Origin of the sequence: Actinomadura miaoliensis, assembly GCF_039536785.1 — a bacterium.
Taxonomy (GTDB): domain Bacteria; phylum Actinomycetota; class Actinomycetes; order Streptosporangiales; family Streptosporangiaceae; genus Spirillospora; species Spirillospora miaoliensis.
This window is the reverse complement of the sequence record NZ_BAAAZG010000006.1, coordinates 199,462-218,896: the sequence shown is the minus strand read 5'-3', so window position 1 is coordinate 218,896 and position 19,435 is coordinate 199,462. Positions and strand designations below refer to the sequence as shown.

Here is a 19,435-nt window from a genome sequence, read left to right as displayed (position 1 = left end):
CCCCTCGACGCCGTCGTACGGCATGGTCGCGCCCATCATGCCCGCCGCCCGCCGGCCGGGACGGCGGCGGGCCTGGTCAGCGGTGCCAGCGGCCGGTCTTGCCGCCGGTCTTCTCCTCGACGCGGACGTCCGTGATCACCGCGGCGGGGTCGATGGCCTTGACCATGTCGATGAGGGAGAGCGCCGCGACCGTCACGGACGTCAGCGCCTCCATCTCGACGCCGGTGCGGTCGGCGGTGCGGACGGTCGCGGCGATGGCGACCCCGTCGTCGCGGACGTCCAGGGTGACCTCGACGCCGTGCAGGGCGATGGGGTGGCACAGCGGCACCAGGTCGGGGGTGCGCTTGGCGGCCATGATCCCGGCGATGCGCGCCACCGCGAGGGCGTCGCCCTTGGGCACGTCGCCGGCGCGCAACGCCTTGACGCACGCTTCCGACAACCGGACGAACCCCGTGGCGACGGCCGAACGGGTCGTCACGTTCTTCTGCGAGACGTCCACCATCCGGGCGGCGCCGGTGGCGTCCAGATGGGTGAACTCGGAGCCCATGCTCATGACGGCAACCTCATGACCTCTACCTGCGATCCGGCGGGCAGCCTGTCGGCGTCCTCCGGCACGACGATCAGACCGTCGGCCGACGCCAGGGAGGCCAGCTGGTGGGAGCCCTGCGCTTCGACCGGTGCCACGGAGAGCGGTTCGCCCCCGGACGAGCTCAGCTTCCCCCGCAGGAAATGGCGCATGCCTGCCGGAGAGGTGACGTCCTCGGTGAGCACCGCCCGCACCACGGGGAGGCGCTCGGGGGGCAGGCCCTGCATGACCTGGAGGGCGGGCCGTACGAACACCTGGAACGACACGTAGGCGCTGACGGGGTTGCCCGGAAGGGTGAACACGGGCGTGCCCTGCAGGAGCCCGAACCCCTGGGGCTTGCCGGGACGCATCGCGACCTTGTGGAACCCGACCGTGCCCGTGCCCGCCAGCACCTCCTTGACCACGTCACGCGCGCCCATCGACACGCCCCCGGAGGTGACGATCGCGTCGGCGCGGGTGAGCTGGTCCTCCAGGGCGTCCATGACCTTCTCAGGCTCGTCCCCCACGGTGGCCTGCCGGTAGCCGACTCCCCCCGCCTCGGCCACCGCGAGGGTGAGCATGAAGCTGTTGGAGTCCCAGATCTCCCCGGGGGCGAGCCGTTCGCCGGGCTCGCGCAGTTCGGTGCCCGTGGACAGCACCACGACGCGCGGCCTCGGCCGTACGGTGACGCGCGAACGGCCCACCGCGGCGAGCATGCCGATCTGTGCCGCGCCCAGGCGGGTGCCGGGCTCGGCCACTACTTGGCCCTCCGTGACGTCCTCACCGGCCCTCCTGATGGAGTTGCCGGGGGGCGCGGACCGGGTGATGCGCACCGAGGCGGTACCGCCGTCGGTCCACTCCACCGGGACGACCGCGTCGGCCCCTGCGGGGATGGGCGCGCCGGTCATGATGCGCGCGGTCAGCCCCGGGCGTATGGCCGACACGCCCGGGTCCCCCGCGGCGATGTCGCCGACGACCGGGAGCACCACCGGATCGGTCTCCGACGCCCCCGCGACGTCCGCCGCCACCACCGCGTACCCGTCCATGGCGGAGTTGTCGAACGGCGGCAGCGGCACGGGCGCCGACACCGGCTCGGCCAGCACGGTGCCGTGCGCCTCCAGCAGTGCCAGGTCCAGCGGCGGAAGCTCCCGGACGGTGCCGAGGATCTCCGCCAGGTGTTCGTCGACGGTTCTCATGCCCACGGTCCCCCAGTGTGACGCGAGGACACAGCGCCTACGAGCCCTCCACGCCGTCGGCGGCGTCGTGCCGCTTCACGAATTCGCGCAGCCACGGGATGAACTCGGGAGCCAGGTCGGGACGCTCCGAGGCGAACTGCACCACGGTGCGCAGGTACTCCAGCTTGTTGCCGGTGTCGTAGCGGCGGCCGCGGAACTTCACCCCGTACACGGTGCCGCCCTGCTCCCGGGGCATCTCGGCGAGGGTGCGCAGCGCGTCGGTGAGCTGGATCTCGCCGCCGCGTCCGGGCGGGGTCTTCTCCAGCACGTCGAACACGGCCGGGTCGCACACGTACCGGCCGATGATGATCCAGTTGCTGGGCGCCTCGTCCGCGGCGGGCTTCTCCACCAGGTCGGTGATGCGCACCACGTCGTCCTCGTCGGTGCCCTCGATGGCGGCGCAGCCGTAGGCCGAGACCTGGTCCGGCGGCACCTCCATCAGCGCCACGACGCTGCCGCCGCGCTGCTGGCGCACCTCGATCATGCGGCTGAGCAGCCGGTCCCGGGAGTCGATCATGTCGTCGCCGAGCAGCACGGCGAACGGCTCGTCGCCCACGTGCTGGCGGGCGCAGTGCACCGCGTGCCCGAGGCCGCGCGGCTCGCCCTGCCGGACGTAGTGCATGATCGCCAGGTCGCTGGACTCGCGGACGGCGGCCAGGCGCTCCTCGTCGCCCTTGGCGCGCAGCGCCTCCTCCAGCTCGTAGGCGCGGTCGAAGTGGTCCTCGATCGACCGCTTGCTGCGCCCGGTGATCATCAGCACGTCGGTGAGGCCGGCGTCGACGGCCTCCTCGACGACGTACTGGATCGCGGGCTTGTCGACAACCGGGAGCATCTCCTTGGGGGTCGCCTTGGTGGCGGGCAAGAATCGGGTACCGAGGCCCGCCGCCGGGACCACCGCCTTCTGCACAGGTACGAAGTCGGCCATAGAGAGACCCTAGTCATCCACGAGGACCACAGCGTGCACCAGATCGATTCCAAACCCTCGCGCCGCGCCGAACTGCTGGCCAGGCGCACCGCCATGGACTCGGGCGCGCGCGCCGCCGCGGCCCGTTCGCTGCGGGACACCCTGTTGTCCACCCCCGAGGTGGAGATGGCGGGGACCATCGCGGCGTACGTGTCGATCGGCGCCGAGCCCGACACCCGGGGGCTGCTGTTCGCCTTGTGGAAGCGGGGCGCGTACGTGCTGCTGCCCCGTCTCCTGCCGGACGCCGACCTGGACTGGGCCTCCTACGAGGGGCCCGACTCGCTGGCTCCGGGGCCGCGCGGCCTGCTGGAGCCCACCGAGCCGTCCCGTGGGCCGGACGCTGTGGCGAGTGCGGATGTGGTGCTCGTCCCAGCAGTCGCCGTGGACCGTACCGGGATGCGCCTGGGCCGGGGCGGCGGTTCGTACGACCGCGCACTGGCGCGCGTGGGCCCCGCCATCCTCACCGTGGCCCTGCTCTACGACGGGGAGTTGGTCGACGCCCTGCCCGCCGAACCGCACGACCAGCGGGTGCGAGCCGCCGTGACCCCGTCAGAGGGCCTTGTCCGCTTCCCGCGCTAGAGGTGTGGCCTTCGGCGGCCAGGGGGCGGGCGCGTCGCGGCGTATGGGGCGAGGCGGGGCCGGGGCGGGCATAGGCGGACGGATCACTGCGCGTACAGTTCCGGATCGTCCAGCCCGCCGTGCGCCGACCGCTCCCCCGCGGTGGCGTGCCGCCGCAAGGGAGGTCTCCAGATGACGAAGCCGTGGCGGATCCTCGCCCTGCCCCCACTGGACCCGTCCTTGATCCGCGGCATGCTCGATCCGGTCGTGGGCGACGCGGCGGAGATCGTCCTCCCGGCGGAGCGGGAACGTGGCACGCTGCTGGACGCGCTGGCCGACGCCGAACTGGTGCTGGCCGACTTCAGCGGACGTTTGGCGCTGGACGCCGAAGCCGTGGCGGCGGCGCCGCGGCTGGCGTTCGTGCAGATGCCCGCGGTGGGAACGGACAGTCTCGACCTGGACGCGCTCACGGCCGCGGGCGTGCCCGTGGCCAACGCGGCGGGGACCAACGCCCGTTCGGTGGCCGAATGGGCGGTCGGCGCCGCGTTCGCGCTCTGCCGCCACCTGGCGTGGAGCGACCGGCGTGTCCGCGAGGGCGGATGGCCGCAACTGGAGATGCTGGGGCGAGGCGCCCGGGAGCTACGGGCCCAGCGTGTCGGGATCCTGGGGTACGGGGCGATCGGTTCCGAGACCGCCCGGCTGTTCCAGGCGCTGGGGTGCGCGGTGTCGTACTGGTCACGGCGGCGACGCGCCGACGCCTCGGCCACCTACCGCGAGCTGGACGACCTGCTCGCCACCTCGGACATCCTCGTGGTGACGCTGCCGCTCACGGACGAGACGCGCGGCCTGCTGGGCGCCGACCGCCTCGCCCGTCTCCCCCAGGGGGCCCTGCTGGTCAATGCCGCGCGCGGGGGCATCGCCCCCGACGAGGCGGTGCTGGCGGCGCTGGAGTCGGGGCGGCTGGGGGCCGCCGCGTTGGACGTGTTCGACGAGGAGCCGCCGCCCGCCGACAGCCCCCTGCGCAGGCACGAGAACGTACTGCTGTCCCCGCATTCGGCCGGTGCGACGCTGGACGCGCAGCTGGCCATCGTGTCGGTGGTGCAGGAGAACCTCGCCGCCGTCCTGGCCGGACGCCCCGTGGCGAACGTCGTGAACGCCGTGGAGCCGCTGGTCAGACGGCGCTGACGCTGACGACGCTCACGGCTGACGGCGTTGGCGGCGCTGATGGCCTAGTTCACGTCCCGGGACGGATCGCCCCAAGAGCCGGTTAAGAGACGGCCTCCAGGGCAGTACACAGGCCGGTTGGGGCACGTCCCGGCCCCCGGCTTCTGGGCCGCCCCAAAACGAATGTGTGTGTGAAGCACATAAATCGGTAGGATCGCGAACGATCTCAACTTCGCGACCCCGCAGGGGAGGGATGTGCGGCTCGACCTCTGGCTACTCTTCGGCGCGACACTTGTACTCATAGCGATCCTCGCGGTCCGGCTGTCCCACCGGGCGGGCTTGCCGACCCTCCTGGCGTACATGGGCATCGGCCTGTTCCTCGGCGAGTCCGGGCCCATCGGCCTGCGCTTCGACAACGCCGAACTGGCAGAGGTGCTGGGGCTGGCCGCGCTGGTCCTGATCCTGGCCGAGGGCGGCATCACCACCAACTGGCGCAACGTACGGCCGTCCGTACCCGCCGCGCTGGCCGTCTCCACGCTCGGCACCCTCATCAGCGTGATCATCGTGGCGGTCGCCGCGCACTGGCTCCTGGACATGGACTGGCGCCTGGCGTTCCTGCTGGGGGCCGTACTGGGCCCCACGGACGCCGCCGCGGTGTTCTCCGTGCTGCGCCGCCTGCCGCTACCGTCCCGGCTCGCCGGACTGCTGGAGGCCGAGTCCGGATTCAACGACGCACCCGTCGTCATCGTCGTCGTCTGGCTCAGCACCCACACCGGCGCGCCCAACCCGGCGGAACTGGTCGGCATCATGGTGTACGAGCTGACCGCGGGCGCCGTCATGGGATGCGTCATCGGCTGGCTGGGGGCGTACGCGCTTCGCCGGGTCGCCCTGCCCGCATCCGGTCTTTACCCCATCGCGGTGTTGTCGTTGTCGATCGGTTCCTACGGGGCCGCGACCCTTCTGCACGCCAGCGGCTTCATGGCCGTGTACGTCAGCGCGTTGGTGCTGGGCAACGCACGCCTTCCGCACCGTCCCGCCACCCGGGGGTTCGCCGAGGGAATCGCCTGGCTGGCCCAGATCGGCCTGTTCGTGATGCTGGGGCTGCTGGCCTCCCCCGAGGAACTGCCCGCGCAGATCGTTCCCGCTCTGGTGGCCGGATTCGTCCTGCTGCTGGTGGCCCGCCCCGTGTCGGTGCTGCTGTCGACGACGGGATTCGGGCTGTCGCTGGGCGAGAAGGCGTTCGCCTCCTGGGCGGGCCTACGCGGCGCCGTGCCGATCGTGCTGGCGACCATCCCGATGGTGGAGGACGTGGCGGGCGCCGACCGGCTCTTCTCCATCGTCTTCACCATCGTCGTGGTGTTCACCCTGCTGCAGGGGCCGACGCTGCCGCTGGCGGCCCGCCTGTGCCGTCTGAAGAGCGACGAACAGGCCCGCGAGCTGGACGTCGAGGCCGCCCCGCTGGAGGAACTGCACGCCGACCTGCTGGAGGTCCGGGTCCCCCGCGACTCGCTGCTGAACGGCGTGGAGATCTTCGAGCTGCGACTGCCGCAGGGCGCCTCGATCACGCTGATCGTGCGGGATGGGGCCAGCTTCGTCCCCGAGCCGACGACGGCGCTGCAGGCGGGCGACACGATGCTGGTGGTCACGACCGCGGCCGTACGGGAGGCCACGGAACGCCGCCTGCGGGCCGTCAGCCGCCGCGGCAAGCTGGCCGGTTGGTTCGGTGAGACGGGGACATAGCCGGCTCCCCCTGGCCACCAGGGCTCGCGACCTGTGGGAACAGGCCGCGCGCAAATCGTGTTCCACGCATGGGTACCATTAGCAGTCGTTCTAGGTGAGTGCCAGCCCGCGCAACCGGGCTGAGTCAGCGAGGAGGAACCGTGCCGACGTATCAGTACGTTTGCACCGAGTGCGGCGAGCCTCTGGAGGTCGTGCAGAAGTTCAGCGACGCCGCGCTGACGGACTGCCCGGCGTGCGACGGCAGGCTTCGCAAGGTCTTCTCCGCCGCGGGCATCATCTTCAAGGGCTCCGGCTTCTACCGGACCGACAGCCGCGGCTCCGGCTCGTCCTCGACCCGCAGCTCCTCCAACGGCTCGGGGTCGAACGGCTCGAAGAGCTCCTCCTCGAGCACGTCCGAGTCGTCGGGCTCGAACGGCTCGTCCTCTTCGTCGAGCTCGTCGTCGAGCTCGTCCTCGTCCTCCTCGTCGTCGTCGAGCAAGGTCGCCTGACCGGTCCGCGGACGTACCCGATCCGAAGGATCATGGCCGGTTTCCCAGGAGCCGCACCCGCCGCCCATGGTCCTTCGGACGTCCTCGCCTTCCTTTTCTCTCCCGCCGGCGCGCCCTCCGGCTTCTGACCGGAATCGGCCCGTCGCCGGCGTCATCGCCTGCCCGCCCCCAGGCGCTCGTTACGTTTGACGACGCCTCGTACAGCGGACGGATGCCGCCTCCTCCGCGAGGCGTAGCCGCGTTGAGCCGCCCCCACGTGCGGCGGCGTTTCTCCCCACCCGCCTGACGCCCCGTCCCACCGTGCCCCCTGCTGGCCACGGTGGGAGAGCAGCATGGGCGCTAAGCACATCTTTCCTCCTCCTCTGCGCAGTGCCGCCGTCCCCTGCCCGCATCCTCATGCGTGGGCGACGGCCCCCCTCCGCCCCCGTCCCCTACGTCTGGCGAAGTAGGACGGGGGCGGACGCGTGCCTCTTCGGAGGTAGCGCCACTCCCATCCAGCGCGGGACGACCGCCTTCGTTTCCACTGCGGACGATGGCCAGGTCCAGCGGAGAACCGTCCGACGCAGCGTCCGGCCGCCCCTCGGCCGAGAACTCGCGATAGTACTTGACAACTCTCCAAAGGCGAGACATTCTGACCCCGCGATCCGCTGACGCGACATATCTCGACTCTTCCAGGAGAAACCATGAGCGCACCCCCCGACGCTCGTCCCCCCGAACCCGGCGGCCCCGGCCCCGGACCCGCCCGCCGCCTCGCCGGGATCATCGCCGGGCGGCGCACCAAGTGGGTCGTGCTGGCCCTCTGGGTCGTGCTGCTGGCCGCCCTCGGCCCGCTCGCCGGCCGGCTCGGCGACGTCGAGGAGAACGACGCCGCCTCCTGGCTGCCCGGCGGCGCCGAGTCCACGCAGGTCGTCAAGCTGCAGGAACGGTTCCGCGACGACGAGACGATGCTCGCCGTGATCGTCTACGAGCGGCCGTCCGGCATCACCGCCGCCGACCAGGCCAAGGCCCGGTCCGACGTCGCGGCGTTCGCCGGGCTGCCGGGCGCGCAGCGCCCCCAGGGGCCGTTCCCCAGCCAGGACGGCAAGGCCCTGCAGACCCTCGTGCCGCTCACCGACGTCGACGTCGTCAAGGCCGTCGACGACGCCCGCGACCTGGCCGAGCGCGGCCCGCCCGGGCTGGCGGCGCACGTCACCGGCCCGGCGGGCGGCGGCGCCGACATGTTCAAGGTCTTCGACAGCATCGACGGCTTCCTGCTCATGGCCGCCGGCATCGTCGTGATCGTCCTGCTGCTGTTCATCTACCGCAGCCCGCTGCTGTGGATCGTCCCCGTGCTGAGCGCCCTGGTCGCGCTCGGCCTGGCCCAGTCGGTGGTGTACCTGCTGGCCCGGTACGCCGACCTGACCGTCAACGGGCAGAGCGCGGGCATCCTGACCGTCCTGGTGTTCGGCGTCGCCACCGACTACGCGCTGCTGCTGGTCGCCCGCTACCGCGAGGAGCTGCACCGGCACGCCGACCGGCACGAGGCCATGGAGTTCGCGCTGCGCCGCGCCGCCCCCGCGATCATCGCCTCCGCCGCCACCGTCGCGGCCGGCCTGCTGTGCCTGCTGGCCGCGGAGATGAACTCCACCGCGGGTCTCGGCCCGGTCGCCGCCGCCGGCGTGATCACCGCGCTGGCGTCCATCACCACCCTGCTGCCCGCCCTGCTGGTGATCTGCGGACGGTGGCTGTTCTGGCCGCTGGTGCCCCGCTACGACGCCAGGTACCTGGCACCCGAGGCGTACGAGGCCGAGCACGGCGTCTGGAGCCGCGTGGCCGGGCTGGTCGGCCGCCGCTCTCGGGTGATCTGGGCCGTCACGTCGATCGGCCTGGTCGCGCTGGTCTTCGGGCTGGGCTCGCTGCGGGCGCAGGGGCTGTCGGACGCCGGCCAGTTCGTCGACAAGCCCGACTCGGTGGCCGGCGCGGAGGCCGTCGCCCGGCACTTCCCGGCGGGCTCGGGCGTTCCCGCCGTCGTCATCGCCAAGGCCTCCGCGTCCCGGCAGGTCGCCGCCGCCGTCTCCGGCACGCCCGGGGTGGCCGAGCTGAGCCGTCCGGTCACCGCCGCGGGCCTGGTGCAGTACGAGGCGACGCTGCGCGACCCCGCCGACAGCAAGGCCGCCCAGCGCACCGTCGATCGCCTGCGCGACGCGGTGCACGCGGTGCCCGGCGCCGACGCCAAGGTCGGCGGCGCCACCGCCACCTCCCTCGACACCAACCGCGCCGCCGACCGCGACAACCTCGTGATCATCCCGATCGTCCTGGCGGTGGTCCTGCTCATCCTTGTCGCGCTGCTGCGGGCCCTGGTCGCCCCCCTGCTGATGATGGCCACAGTGGTGCTGTCGTTCCTGGCCTCCCTGGGCGCCAGCGCACTGGCCTTCCGGCACGTGTTCGGCTTCGAGGGGGCGGACGCCGGATTCCCTCTGCTGGCGTTCATCTTCCTGGTGGCGCTGGGCGTGGACTACAACATCTTCCTGATGCACCGCGTCCGGGAGGAGTCGCAGGCCCTCGGCACGCGCCGCGGGGTACTGCGCGGCCTCACCGTCACCGGCGGCGTCATCACCTCGGCCGGGCTGGTGCTGGCGGCCACCTTCACCGCCCTGACGACCCTGCCGCTGGTCGGCATGGTCGAGATGGGCTTCGTCGTCGCCTTCGGCGTGCTGCTCGACACGCTGATCGTCCGGTCGCTCCTCCTGCCCGCCCTGTCGCACGACCTCGGACGCCGCATCTGGCTCCCCAGCTCTCTGGGACGGCACCGCTCGTCCACCGAGCCCGACTCGGCCGAACTCCTGACCCCGGTGAGCTGACCCTCACCCTGAAGGGGCCCGGCGCCACGCCGGGCCCCTTCGCGTCGGGCCCCTTCGCGTCGGGCCCGTCCCGCGCCCGCGACGAAGATCACCAGGCCGGTTATCCACAATCGGAGACGAGGCTCCCGGCCGGATGTCGCGGATGGCTAGTGTCGGCGCCATGTCCACATTCGTTTCGCAGCCCTCCCCCTCCGAGCCCGCCGCCGAGATCGGGGTCATCGGCGGCTCCGGCTTCTACTCCTTCCTCGACGACGTCGAGGAGGTCGACGTCGACACCCCGTACGGGCCGCCCAGCGACCGCATCGCCCTCGGGGTGCTGGGCGGCCGCCGGGTCGCCTTCATCCCCCGGCACGGCCGCGACCACCGCTTCCCGCCGCACCGCATCCCCTACCGGGCCAACATGTGGGCGCTGCGGTCCCTCGGCGTGCGCCAGGTGGTGGCCCCCAGCGCGGTCGGCTCGCTGGTCGCCGAGCACGGCCCCGGCACGCTCGTCGTCCCCGACCAGCTCGTCGACCGCACGTCCGGGCGGACGCAGACGTTCTACGACGAGGGCGCCGCCATCCACCTGTCGTTCGCCGACCCGTACTGCCCGGCGGGCCGCCGCGTCGCCGTCGCGTCCGCCCGCGAAGCCGGCTGGGAACCGGTCGACGGCGGCACCCTCGTCGTCATCGAAGGCCCTCGGTTCTCCACCCGCGCCGAGTCGCGGTGGTACGCGGCGCAGGGCTGGACGCTGGTGGGCATGACCGGCCACCCCGAGGCCGTCCTGGCCCGCGAGCTGGCGCTGTGCTACACGCCGCTGTGCCTGGTCACCGACCTGGACGCCGGGATCGAGGAGGGCGAGGGCGTGACGATGGAGGAGGTCCTGCGCGTCTTCGCCGCCAACATCGACAGACTGCGCGTCCTGGTCGCCGAGCTGGTCCAGTCCCTGCCCGCCACCCGCGACTGCGCCTGCCCGAACGTCCTGGACGGCATGAAACTGCCCCTGGAGCTGCCGTGAGGGCGCCCCGTCTCCGACGGCCCCTGGCGGCGCTGTCAGCCGCGCTCGCCACCGGCCTGGCCGTGCTGGCCCTGCGCCCGCCCCCGGTCGCCACCGTCCGGGTGCTGGCCGCCGCCCGCGACCTGCCGTCCGGCACCGTCCTGAGCGCCCGCGACCTGCGCCCGCTGTCGCTGCCGCCCGACGCCGTCCCCGCCGGGGCGTTACGCGCGAACGCCGTCGGCCGCACCCTCGCGGGCCCCATGCGCCGGGGCGAGCCGCTCACCGACGCCCGCCTGCTGACCAGTGGCCTCCTGCGCGGCTACGGCGCCAACACGGTCGCCACCCCCATCCGCATCGCGGACGCGGGGGTGGCACGCCTCCTCCGCCCCGGCGACCGAATAGACGTGCTCACCACGCCGTCACCCGACACCCCGTTCTCCCGCACGGTGGTCTCCTCGGCCCCGGTGGTGGCTGTACCCAGGCCTCGCTCCGACCAGGGAGCCCTGATCGTCCTGGCCACAGACCGCCCCCAGGCCGCCGCTCTGGCCGCGGCAGGCTCCTCCCTGTCCGTGACGATCTCCGGCGCGCCGGCCGACCCGCCGCAGGACGACAGCCGCTGGTGAACCGGATGGCCCCCTATACCGGCGAAACCGAAAGTTGATATTCTCCGGTCCGCACCGCGCTACAGGCCGCCGGACCGCTCAACGACCCGACGCTCGCCACACCCGGACACTCAGCCCCGTCTGCCAGCCCCCCAGTCGATGCCAAGCGGGACGACACACCCCACCGGTCCAGCCACCCCAACACCGAAGCGAACCACCAGCAGCGCGCCACCCAAGACCTTTGGAAACTCGCTGCGCGGGCTGCCGGTCGGGTCAGGTAGCTGACGCGGTAGTTGGCGGCGCTGCGGGGCACTTGGCGTCGCGTGGTTAGGCGGCCGTCCCGTCGCGTCTGGACGAGCCTGGTGCGCTGGCCGTCCAGCGTCGCCGGCAGTGCACGCGGCCTGCGTGAGCGCCTCGACCGGTGAGGGGCGTCACCACACAGATGGAGGGGGCTTAGCTGCGAGGGGGCGCTCAGTCGTCGCCTTCGGAGCCGAATTCCCAGTGCCACGGCTCGAAGGGATTGCTGTAGGCCCAGGCGGGGTGGAACCAGCCGTACTTCTTCGAGTTGGCCTCCATCCAGCGGAACTGCACAGAGCCCGCGATCTGCACGCCGCCGCAGAGGTCGACGGCCTGACCGCGGCCGTGGTTGCTGGTGCCGGGGACGGCCGCGAACCCGGGTCGCTCCGCGTACACCCGATGCTGCTCCGAAAGGCTGCGGTAGGAGTCGGTCACGCAAATGTCGCGTCCGAACCGCCGCTTGTAGGCGTCGTTGAGCTTGTAGAAGCCCAACGCCGCGTCCGCCCGCAACTGCTCGCCCCGCTGCGGCAGCGGGCACAGGTAACGGGAGGGGATCAGCCCGTTGGGGAACCTGCGGGCGCCCGCGGCCAAGTACTTGGGACACATCGCCTGCAGGCGCTTGTCGCGGTCGGCGCGCATCCGGTCGAGCATCGCGGTGAGCTGCTTGGTGAGCTGTTCCGACCTGTCCCGCAGGCCTTGGACCTGCTGCTCCAGCTTGGTCTGCGCCACGGCGTTGCGCGACTGCAGCTCCTGCGCCGTCGAGGCCAGCCGCTGCCGCCGCTGCTGCAGGTCGTCGGCCTGTCGCACCAGCGCCTGCCGCCCTCCGGCGATGTAGGCCATGTCCGCCGTCGACCGCAGCCCCTCGCCGGCCTCCCCAGAGAAGATCGACATCGCGCCCCCGGCCCCCGGCTGCTGGTAGGAGGCGTTGGCCAGCCGGGCCACCGGCTGGCGGATCCGGTTGAGCTCGGCCTCGGCCGCCGCCAGGTCCTTGAGGGTGTCCCGCAGCTTGGCCTGCGAGCCGGCCAGCTCCTTCTTGCGGTCCTCCATCTGGCGGGTGGCCTTCTGCAGTTCCGTGCGCGCCTTGTCCGCCTCACGGCGCAGCGAGTCCACGGTGTCGCGCTGGCGCGTGGCGGCACCCGTGTGCGGCGCGCCGACCACGGCGAATATCACCAGGAAGACCGCGGTCAGCGCCGCCGACCGAGGAACTGGCACGTCGGATTCCTCCTGATGCCTGAAGCGGGGAACAGCGGCAGGAACGCTACTACAGCTTCACCATGAACTGGGCGTAACCGAGGTCATCGAGTGCGGTAACCATTCCTTTGACACCATTCGCGAAGGAACGGGTGCTCTGACCAGCGCGGAGGGCACATCCGTGGCCGCTCCCGCTGGCGCCGCCGCTCCCGCTGCGTCGGTGAGACGGTCGGCCGGCTCCGCGGCGACGCGGCGGCCTTCCGCGGCGGCGTCGAACGCGACGTCGGCGTCGGCCGCGGCGGCACGTACTCCCCGACCGTCGGATCAATGGGGACCGGCGACGGCGCCACCCGCGCCTGCGCCGTAGCGGCGGTCTCCGGCTCGGCCGGCGGCGCGTCCCGGCGCACCCCCACCACTCCGATCACCACGACGACCGCGACGACCCCACCACCGACGAGAAGCCCTCTACGTGGCCGCCGCCCATCGGCGCCCTCCGCCATTGGTCCACCACGATGCCGTCCCGTCACGGCACCGAAGCGTACCGGCAGCGCCGGATCCGGCCTAGAGGACACCGTTTAAGGGGGCGCGATCGCTCGCCGCTTCCCCTACCCTGTATGTGCTGTCCGCTAGGCTCTAGCGAGACAGGCCTCCGTAGCTCAGGGGATAGAGCACCGCTCTCCTAAAGCGGGTGTCGCAGGTTCGAATCCTGCCGGGGGCACACGGGTGACCAGCACCAGAGAGTCCCTGACCAGCGAACGCCGGTCAGGGACTCTCTGTCGTATGCGGCCTTGTGCGACCTGGCCGACCTCGAAGCTCGCATCGCCCTGGAGCGACTCTTCACCCGCTACCCGCATCTGACCCTTGCCACCGCTGACCTGCCGCGAGTGCGGTCAATGTTCACCCGCGCCTGGGCACACTTGCCCGTCGCGCTCGACCAGGGGCCGACAATTCGTGGTGGCGGAGCCAGAACATGAGGCCGACGGCCCAGCGATAAACGCGGCACTGCGCGGCCTGCTGGACGCGGTCGCCCCCGGCGGCACGCTGCTCGTGGTCAGCCATGACCTCGCCGACCTCCCGCCGGGTGACGAATTCGACCCCAGTCCCGCCGTCGTGGGGCCAGTTCCCGGTGTGGTGGACAGTCGCCGGCGAAGTCACGCCCGCCGACCTGGACGACGCCCGCGCCGCCCTCCGCGCCTTCCGTTCGCCCTCGGCGGGGGCGGTGGCGGTCGGGTCGCCGAGCACGCCCGACGGCGACCGGGTGGCGAGCCCGGATGAGGTTGCCGAAGCAGTGTTCGACCACGTTGCGGTGTCAAAAAGCGGTGCATGCCGTCCCGGTTGTCCTTGCCGTCCCGGTTGTCCTTGCGGGCCCGGTTGGCGAGCTGGTCACGGCGTTCGGGAGTCGCCGCGGGGATCTCGCGGGGGCGCAGATGTGCCGGATACGGCGGGCGGGGTAGCGCTTGTCGCCCAGTAGCACGACCGGCCCCGCGCACGGCCGACGTGAGGTGCCTGCAGCCGGCCTATGACCGGCTGGTCGGGGGGCGTCGTGGCCTGTGGGCGGTGTCTCCCTGAAGGAGTTGTGGGTCAGGGCTTCGGTCGTTCGGGAGGGGGGCGGGTGGCCGGGGGCCATTGTTCTGGGCCAGGTCTCCGGGGGGCGTCGTGGCGGTCTCGGTGGAAAGGACGTACGTCCTGACAATTATTGAAGCTTGCACCAAACCGTTACCAAACGATCAGACCACCATTTGACCGCAAAGAGTAGTCAATGCGTCTATTTGGGCCGACGAAGCCATGCTTACGATGTCTCTACAGACAAGTCGGAATAGCTGTAAATTTCTTCAGGTCGACGCGAATCGACGGGGGGACGAAGATGAACGCGACACCCGCCTCCGGCGCCGGTGGGCAAGAGGCCGTCCAGCGGTCGCTGGAGAACCTGGCGAGCAGGCTCGAGAAGACGCGGGGGCTGCGCGACGGTCACGCCCTGCTGCACCTGTCCGGTGCGGGCGGGGGGACGTACGTGCTCTCCACCCAGCGCGGCGAGGCGGCGGTATCCAGGAGCGAGGCCGGGGCCGTCCGCTCCGACGAACCGCCGGTGGTCGAGGTGATGGGAGACGCCGAGACCGTCCGGGCGATCCTGGACGGCGAGATCGACGCCCGCGAACGCTTCCTGCAGGGGGGCCTGCAGGTACGCGGCGACCTTCGCTACCTCAGTGACGTCGCCCTCGAACTCGGGCTGCTCAAGCACCCGCTGTAAGCCGCACGAAAGGAACACTGTCATGGCCGACACGGTCGAGACGGTCGGCCTGGTCCAGCGGGTCGCCGCGTCCTCCGCGTTCACCTGCGCATGGATCGGGCCCACGCCCGCCAACGTCGAGCTGCTCACCGTGACCAACGACGGCACGGCGCCCGACATCTCGCTGGCCGCCAGCCTCACCCAGATGCTGTCCGGCGCGGCCACCAACTACCGGGAGGTCCGGGCCTCGCATGCCAGCGACGACGCCAAGATCCTCACACTCGAGATCGATCCGGTGTAGCCGAAGGAGAAGGCCATGGCCGAGACGCAGGGCTTCGTCCAACGGTTCACCTGGCTGTCGGGACCGATGGCCTGCACGTGGATCGGCGTCGACGACGCGCACGCCGAGCTGCTGACCCTGGAACCTCCGGAGTCCGGCGACAGCGGGATGGGTGACGCGCTGGTCGACGCGATCCTGGGGGGCCGGCAGGTCAAGGTGCTCCATGCGGACGACTCCTCCAAGATCACGGGGGTGGAGCTGCCGGCACCCGACGTCGTCGCGCAGCCGCTGCAGATGGACGCGATGGAGGTGACCCAGGCGATCCAGGACCTGTCCCACTCGGTGCCGCTCATCGCGCGGAAACGCACGGTCGTGCGCGTCTACCTGAGCTACCACGGCACCGCGCCGGTCACGGTCTCGGGTGAGCTGACGGCGCGGCACTCGGCCGGCGGCCCGGAGGAGATCCTGCTGTCCGAGAACACGGTGACGCTGAACCCCGCGGACGCCGGCAACGTCGCGCTCGCCCGCTCGGACGCGTCCCGGACACTGAACTTCGTCCTGTCCGGCGCGGACGTTCCGCCCGGCCCGCTGACACTGCGGATCAACCGGGTGACCGACGCGCTGACCGGGGCGAGCCTGTCCGTGGGCGGCGAACGGCGGCCGATCCTCTACTTCCACGAGGGCGCGCCGCTTCGGGTGCGGGTGATCGCCTTCACCTACCAGTGGGGCACGCCGCCGAGCACGGTGGCGCCGACCGACCGCGACATGCGCCTGCTGCTGTCCTGGCTGGGGCGGGCGTACCCGGTGGCGGAGGTCCAGAGCACCCAGGGCAGCGTCGCGGCGACGGCGGTTCCGCCGTTCGGCTGCGGTGACATCAACGCCCAGCTGGCCGCGATCCGCGCCGTGGACGTCAACGCGGGCACCGACGCGCGCACCCACTACTACGGGCTGGTCAGCGACGCGGGCTTCTTCATGCGGGGATGCGCGGCCGGCATTCCGACGGGCGCACCCGACCCCGGGACCGTGGCCAGCGGGCCGACCGGGCCGAACAGCTGGGGCTGGGACCTCGACGGGTCGTACGGCGACTGGTACGGAGGGCACGAGATCGGGCACACGCTGGGCAGGCTGCATCCGGGGTTCTGCGGGGAGTCGCAGGACGACCTGAACAACTACCCGTTCCCCGCGGGGCAGTTGTCGGCGACCGGTGACGGGTTCGCCGGGTTCGACGTCGGTGACCCCACCAACGCCCTGCCGTTGCGGGCGCTGCCGGGCACCCAGTGGCACGACTGCATGACCTACTGCGATCGCCAGTGGCTGTCGGTCTACACCTACCTGGGGATCAGGGAGCGCCTGCGGCAGGAGGACGCCCTGCCCTCCGCGGCCAGGCGGGCCGGACGGGCCCGGATCCCGCAGGTCGCCGCCGCGGGCGGTGGCGGCCGTCCCGACCAGCGGCGCTTCCCCGGGGTCGTCCCCGCGGCCGGGCCGCGGGCGAAGGAGCCGGCCGGGCCGGAACCGGAGGAGGCGACCGCCAGTGTCGTCGCCCAGGTCGACCTGACCCGGCGGCGCGGGACCATCTCCCACGTCAACGCGGTGCCGAACCTGGAGCCGTCCCCGCGGCAGGAAGGAGCCGAAGCCGTAGTTCGGGTGGTCGACCAGGACGGGAGGTCTCTCGTCGATCATCCGGTCCCCGTCAAGCTGAACTCGGAACTGGGCAGCGGCGACGCTCGCACCGGGATCGTCGACGCCGTCGTCACCGTCCCGGCCGGAGCCTCGGCGATCGAGCTGCTCGTCGGCGACCAGGTGGTGGACAGCTTCCGGCTGGGCGGCCCGCCGCCGCGGATCGGTTCGGTCCGGGTGCTGCCGGTGCAGGACGGGGTGCGGATCGCGGTCGATCTCGACCGGCCGGCCGAGGCGGGCCACACGTTCGCGCTGCAGGTCAGCCGGGACGGCGGCGACACCTGGGAGACCGTGGGGGTGTCCCTGGAGCAGCCGCCCTTCCACCTGCCGCAGCCCGCGGCGGCCGGTCCGGCCGCGCGCGGTGAGCTCATCTTCAAGGTGATCGCGACGAACGGTCTCGCCAGCTCCGAGGCCACCAGCGCACCCACCCGGTTGAGCTGAGCCGGGTCGGTCGCGTCGGCGCGGTGCTCGGGCGGCGGTAGCTCGCGGCACCGCACCGGCCCGGCCGGAACGACACCCGAGGTCAGCGGGTGTGTTAACCGCCGCCTTATCGCGTCTCTGGGGCAATGGGAGCATGCGGATACTGGTGGCCGAAGACGAGTGTTTCCTTGCCGACCTGGTCGCCGAGGGGTTGCGCGAGCAGGCGATGGCGGTCGACGTCGCCTATGACGGGGCGGCCGCGTGGGAACGCCTGTCGGTCAACGAGTACGACGTGCTCGTGCTGGACCGCGACCTGCCCCACATGCACGGCGACGAGATCTGCCGCGAGCTGGCCCAGCGCGGCGAGACGGTGCGCATCCTGATGCTGACCGCCTCCGGCGCGGTGCACGAACGGGTCACCGGGCTCAATCTGGGAGCGGACGACTATCTGGCCAAACCGTTCGCCTTCGACGAGCTGGTGGCGCGGATCCGCGCGCTGGGCCGGCGGGCCGGCCCGCCGCTGCCTCCGGTGCTGGAACGCGCCGGCATCACCCTGGACACCGCGCGGCGGCAGGCCGTCCGCGACGGCCGCTTCCTGCCGTTGTCGCGCAAGGAGTACGCGGTGCTGGAGGTGCTGATGCAGGCGCGGGGCATGGTCGTCAGCACCGAGGAGCTCCTCGAACGGGCCTGGGACGAGCACACCGACCCGTTCACCACCGTCGTGAAGGTGACGATGAGCAAGCTGCGGGCCAAGCTCGGCGACCCGCCCGTCATCGTCACCGTCCCGGGAAGCGGGTACCGGCTGTGAGTCCGGTGCGGGCCGTCTGGTCGGGCATCCGGGGGTCGATACGGACGCGGATGACGCTGCTCTACAGCGGCGTGTTCACGGTCATCACCGGCGGCGTGCTGGTGGCCGCGCAGCAGGTGGAGCAGGTCGTCGTGGGGCGGCGGGTGCAGGACTTCCCCAAACGGGTGGCCAGCACGGTCCCGTGTCACGCGCGGCCGGCCCACGCGCCGTGCTCGGTCGTCCCCTACGAGGCGCCGCGGGGCGGTGTGCCAGGTGCGGACGAGCTGAACGACGGCAGGACCGAACTGCAGCACAGCCTGGTGAGTTCGCAGCGGCTCATCACCCTGATCACGATCGCGGTGATCACGGTGCTGGCGTTCGCGGTGTGCTGGTGGCTCACCGGGCGGCTGCTGCGGCCGCTGCACCGCGTCACCGCCACCGCCCGCCGGCTGTCGCTGTCCACCCTCCACGAACGCATCGCGCTCACCGGGCCGCAGGACGAGCTGAAGGAACTCGCCGACACCTTCGACGCGATGCTGGACCGGCTGGAACAGGCGGTGGCCAGCCAGCGCCGCTTCGTCGCCAACGCCTCCCACGAGCTGCGCACGCCGCTCGCCGTCCAGCGGACCGCCATCGAAGTCGGCCTGGCCGACCCCTCCCCCGCGAAGGTCGCCAGGATCCGGGCCGAGCTGTTGCGCAACACCCAGCGGTCCGAACGGCTCATCGAGGGCCTGCTCGTCCTGGCCCAGGGCGAACGCGGCCTCGACGCCCGCGCCCCGGTGGATCTCACGGTCGTGGTGGAGCAGGTCGTCAAGGACCATCGCCCGCTCGCCGAACGCGGCGCCGTCACCGTCGAGGCCGGCTTCGCCGCGCGCCCGGTCACCGTCCCCGGCGACGAGGTGCTGCTGACGCGGCTGGTGGCCAACCTGGTGCAGAACGCGATCCGGCACAACCACCCCGGCGGGCACGTCCTGGTGGAGGTGTCCCCCGGCACCGGGCTGGTGGTCCGCAACACCGGTCCGCGGGTCCCGCCGGACCAGGTCGGTGCCCTGTTCGAGCCCTTCCGGAGGCTGCACCCGGACCGGACCGGCTCGGGCGACGGCGCGGGGCTCGGCCTGTCCATCGTCGCGGCCGTCGCCCGCGCCCACGACGGCACCGTGCGCGCCACGGCGAACCCGGACGGCGGGCTCACCGTGACCGTGGCCCTCCCGGCGCTGCCCCCGGTCCCGGCCGTTGAGTCCCTTCCCGAAGCCTCAAGGTGATCCGGCGCACCACCGGCCGGCACATGGGGCTTCGGTGGTCGTCGCCTCCAAGCGCGCACCGTCGTGGCGGGCAGAGCCTCACAGCCGAAACTCCGCGCCCCCATGCCGTGCAGGTGGCGGGGTTCAACTGGTCAAGTGGCGCGGTCGAACGGGAACGGGGGG

Annotated in this window: 16 protein-coding genes, 1 tRNA gene and 1 pseudogene; 13 read left to right on the top strand and 5 right to left on the bottom strand. The window is 72.1% G+C overall.

The features are described from left to right. Nucleotides 1-76 precede the first annotated feature (76 nt). Genes moaC through galU form a run of 3 tightly spaced genes read right to left on the bottom strand, consistent with a single transcriptional unit; the run spans nt 77 to nt 2,725 of the window. Nucleotides 77-553, bottom strand: a complete 477-nt coding sequence (moaC, locus tag ABD811_RS08230) for a cyclic pyranopterin monophosphate synthase MoaC (RefSeq protein WP_344943277.1) — start codon at nt 551-553, stop codon at nt 77-79. Continuing rightward, nucleotides 550-1,761, bottom strand: a complete 1,212-nt coding sequence (gene glp / locus ABD811_RS08225; RefSeq protein ID WP_344943274.1) for a molybdotransferase-like divisome protein Glp — start codon at nt 1,759-1,761, stop codon at nt 550-552. Before glp ends, moaC begins: the two co-directional genes overlap by 4 nt. Nucleotides 1,762-1,798: 37 nt before the next feature. After that, complete coding sequence (galU, locus tag ABD811_RS08220; protein WP_344943271.1) at nt 1,799-2,725, bottom strand: UTP--glucose-1-phosphate uridylyltransferase GalU; 927 nt, start codon at nt 2,723-2,725, stop codon at nt 1,799-1,801. A gap of 93 nt (nt 2,726-2,818) precedes the next feature. Between galU and ABD811_RS08215 the strand changes: the two genes are divergently transcribed. From ABD811_RS08215 to ABD811_RS43915, 4 genes and pseudogenes are all read left to right on the top strand, one after another. Continuing rightward, entirely contained in the window at nt 2,819-3,343 is a 525-nt protein-coding gene (locus ABD811_RS08215; protein ID WP_425549381.1) for a 5-formyltetrahydrofolate cyclo-ligase, read from the top strand. Nucleotides 3,344-3,514: 171 nt separating this feature from the next. After that, nucleotides 3,515-4,507: a 2-hydroxyacid dehydrogenase gene (locus ABD811_RS08210; protein ID WP_344943265.1), complete on the top strand. Its 993-nt coding sequence runs from the start codon at nt 3,515-3,517 to the stop codon at nt 4,505-4,507. 234 nt (nt 4,508-4,741) lie between these two features. Beyond that, nucleotides 4,742-6,226 carry a potassium/proton antiporter gene (locus ABD811_RS08205; protein ID WP_344943262.1) on the top strand — a complete coding sequence of 495 codons (1,485 nt, stop codon included), beginning with the start codon at nt 4,742-4,744 and terminating at the stop codon, nt 6,224-6,226. A gap of 98 nt (nt 6,227-6,324) precedes the next feature. Beyond that, nucleotides 6,325-6,507, top strand: a pseudogene (locus tag ABD811_RS43915) (FmdB family zinc ribbon protein); the annotation flags it as partial. Between the two features lie 14 nt (nt 6,508-6,521). Here ABD811_RS43915 and ABD811_RS43910 read toward each other — a convergent pair. After that, a complete protein-coding gene (locus ABD811_RS43910; protein ID WP_425549383.1) occupies nt 6,522-6,704 on the bottom strand; it encodes a hypothetical protein in 183 nt (60 codons plus the stop codon). Nucleotides 6,705-7,397: 693 nt separating this feature from the next. Here ABD811_RS43910 and ABD811_RS08195 point away from each other — a divergent pair. The 3 genes from ABD811_RS08195 to ABD811_RS08185 all read left to right on the top strand — a co-directional run bounded on the left by ABD811_RS08195 (nt 7,398) and on the right by ABD811_RS08185 (nt 11,153). Further along, nucleotides 7,398-9,554: an MMPL family transporter gene (locus ABD811_RS08195; protein WP_344943257.1), complete on the top strand. Its 2,157-nt coding sequence runs from the start codon at nt 7,398-7,400 to the stop codon at nt 9,552-9,554. A gap of 160 nt (nt 9,555-9,714) precedes the next feature. Next, nucleotides 9,715-10,551, top strand: a complete 837-nt coding sequence (locus tag ABD811_RS08190; protein WP_344943254.1) for an S-methyl-5'-thioadenosine phosphorylase — start codon at nt 9,715-9,717, stop codon at nt 10,549-10,551. Then, nucleotides 10,548-11,153, top strand: coding sequence for an SAF domain-containing protein (locus ABD811_RS08185; RefSeq protein ID WP_344943251.1), 606 nt, complete (start codon nt 10,548-10,550; stop codon nt 11,151-11,153). The genes ABD811_RS08190 and ABD811_RS08185 overlap by 4 nt, the downstream gene beginning before the upstream one ends. Nucleotides 11,154-11,603: 450 nt before the next feature. Here ABD811_RS08185 and ABD811_RS08180 read toward each other — a convergent pair whose 3' ends face one another. Further along, the gene (locus ABD811_RS08180; protein WP_344943248.1) at nt 11,604-12,641 is read right to left on the bottom strand and encodes a D-alanyl-D-alanine carboxypeptidase family protein; all 1,038 of its coding nucleotides are present in this window, start codon (nt 12,639-12,641) and stop codon (nt 11,604-11,606) included. Between the two features lie 624 nt (nt 12,642-13,265). Between ABD811_RS08180 and ABD811_RS08175 the strand changes: the two genes are divergently transcribed. From ABD811_RS08175 to ABD811_RS08150, 6 genes are all read left to right on the top strand, one after another. Beyond that, a tRNA-Arg gene (locus tag ABD811_RS08175) sits at nt 13,266-13,338 on the top strand. Nucleotides 13,339-14,484: 1,146 nt separating this feature from the next. Next, nucleotides 14,485-14,868: an SCP2 sterol-binding domain-containing protein gene (locus tag ABD811_RS08170; RefSeq protein WP_344943245.1), complete on the top strand. Its 384-nt coding sequence runs from the start codon at nt 14,485-14,487 to the stop codon at nt 14,866-14,868. A gap of 22 nt (nt 14,869-14,890) precedes the next feature. Then, nucleotides 14,891-15,148 carry a hypothetical protein gene (locus ABD811_RS08165; protein ID WP_344943242.1) on the top strand — a complete coding sequence of 86 codons (258 nt, stop codon included), beginning with the start codon at nt 14,891-14,893 and terminating at the stop codon, nt 15,146-15,148. A 15-nt stretch (nt 15,149-15,163) separates the two neighbouring features. Beyond that, entirely contained in the window at nt 15,164-17,245 is a 2,082-nt protein-coding gene (locus ABD811_RS08160; RefSeq protein ID WP_344943240.1) for a hypothetical protein, read from the top strand. A gap of 133 nt (nt 17,246-17,378) precedes the next feature. Then, nucleotides 17,379-18,032, top strand: a complete 654-nt coding sequence (locus tag ABD811_RS08155) for a response regulator transcription factor (RefSeq protein ID WP_344943237.1) — start codon at nt 17,379-17,381, stop codon at nt 18,030-18,032. Between the two features lie 50 nt (nt 18,033-18,082). Then, nucleotides 18,083-19,273 carry a sensor histidine kinase gene (locus ABD811_RS08150; protein ID WP_344943234.1) on the top strand — a complete coding sequence of 397 codons (1,191 nt, stop codon included), beginning with the start codon at nt 18,083-18,085 and terminating at the stop codon, nt 19,271-19,273. Nucleotides 19,274-19,435 lie beyond the last annotated feature (162 nt).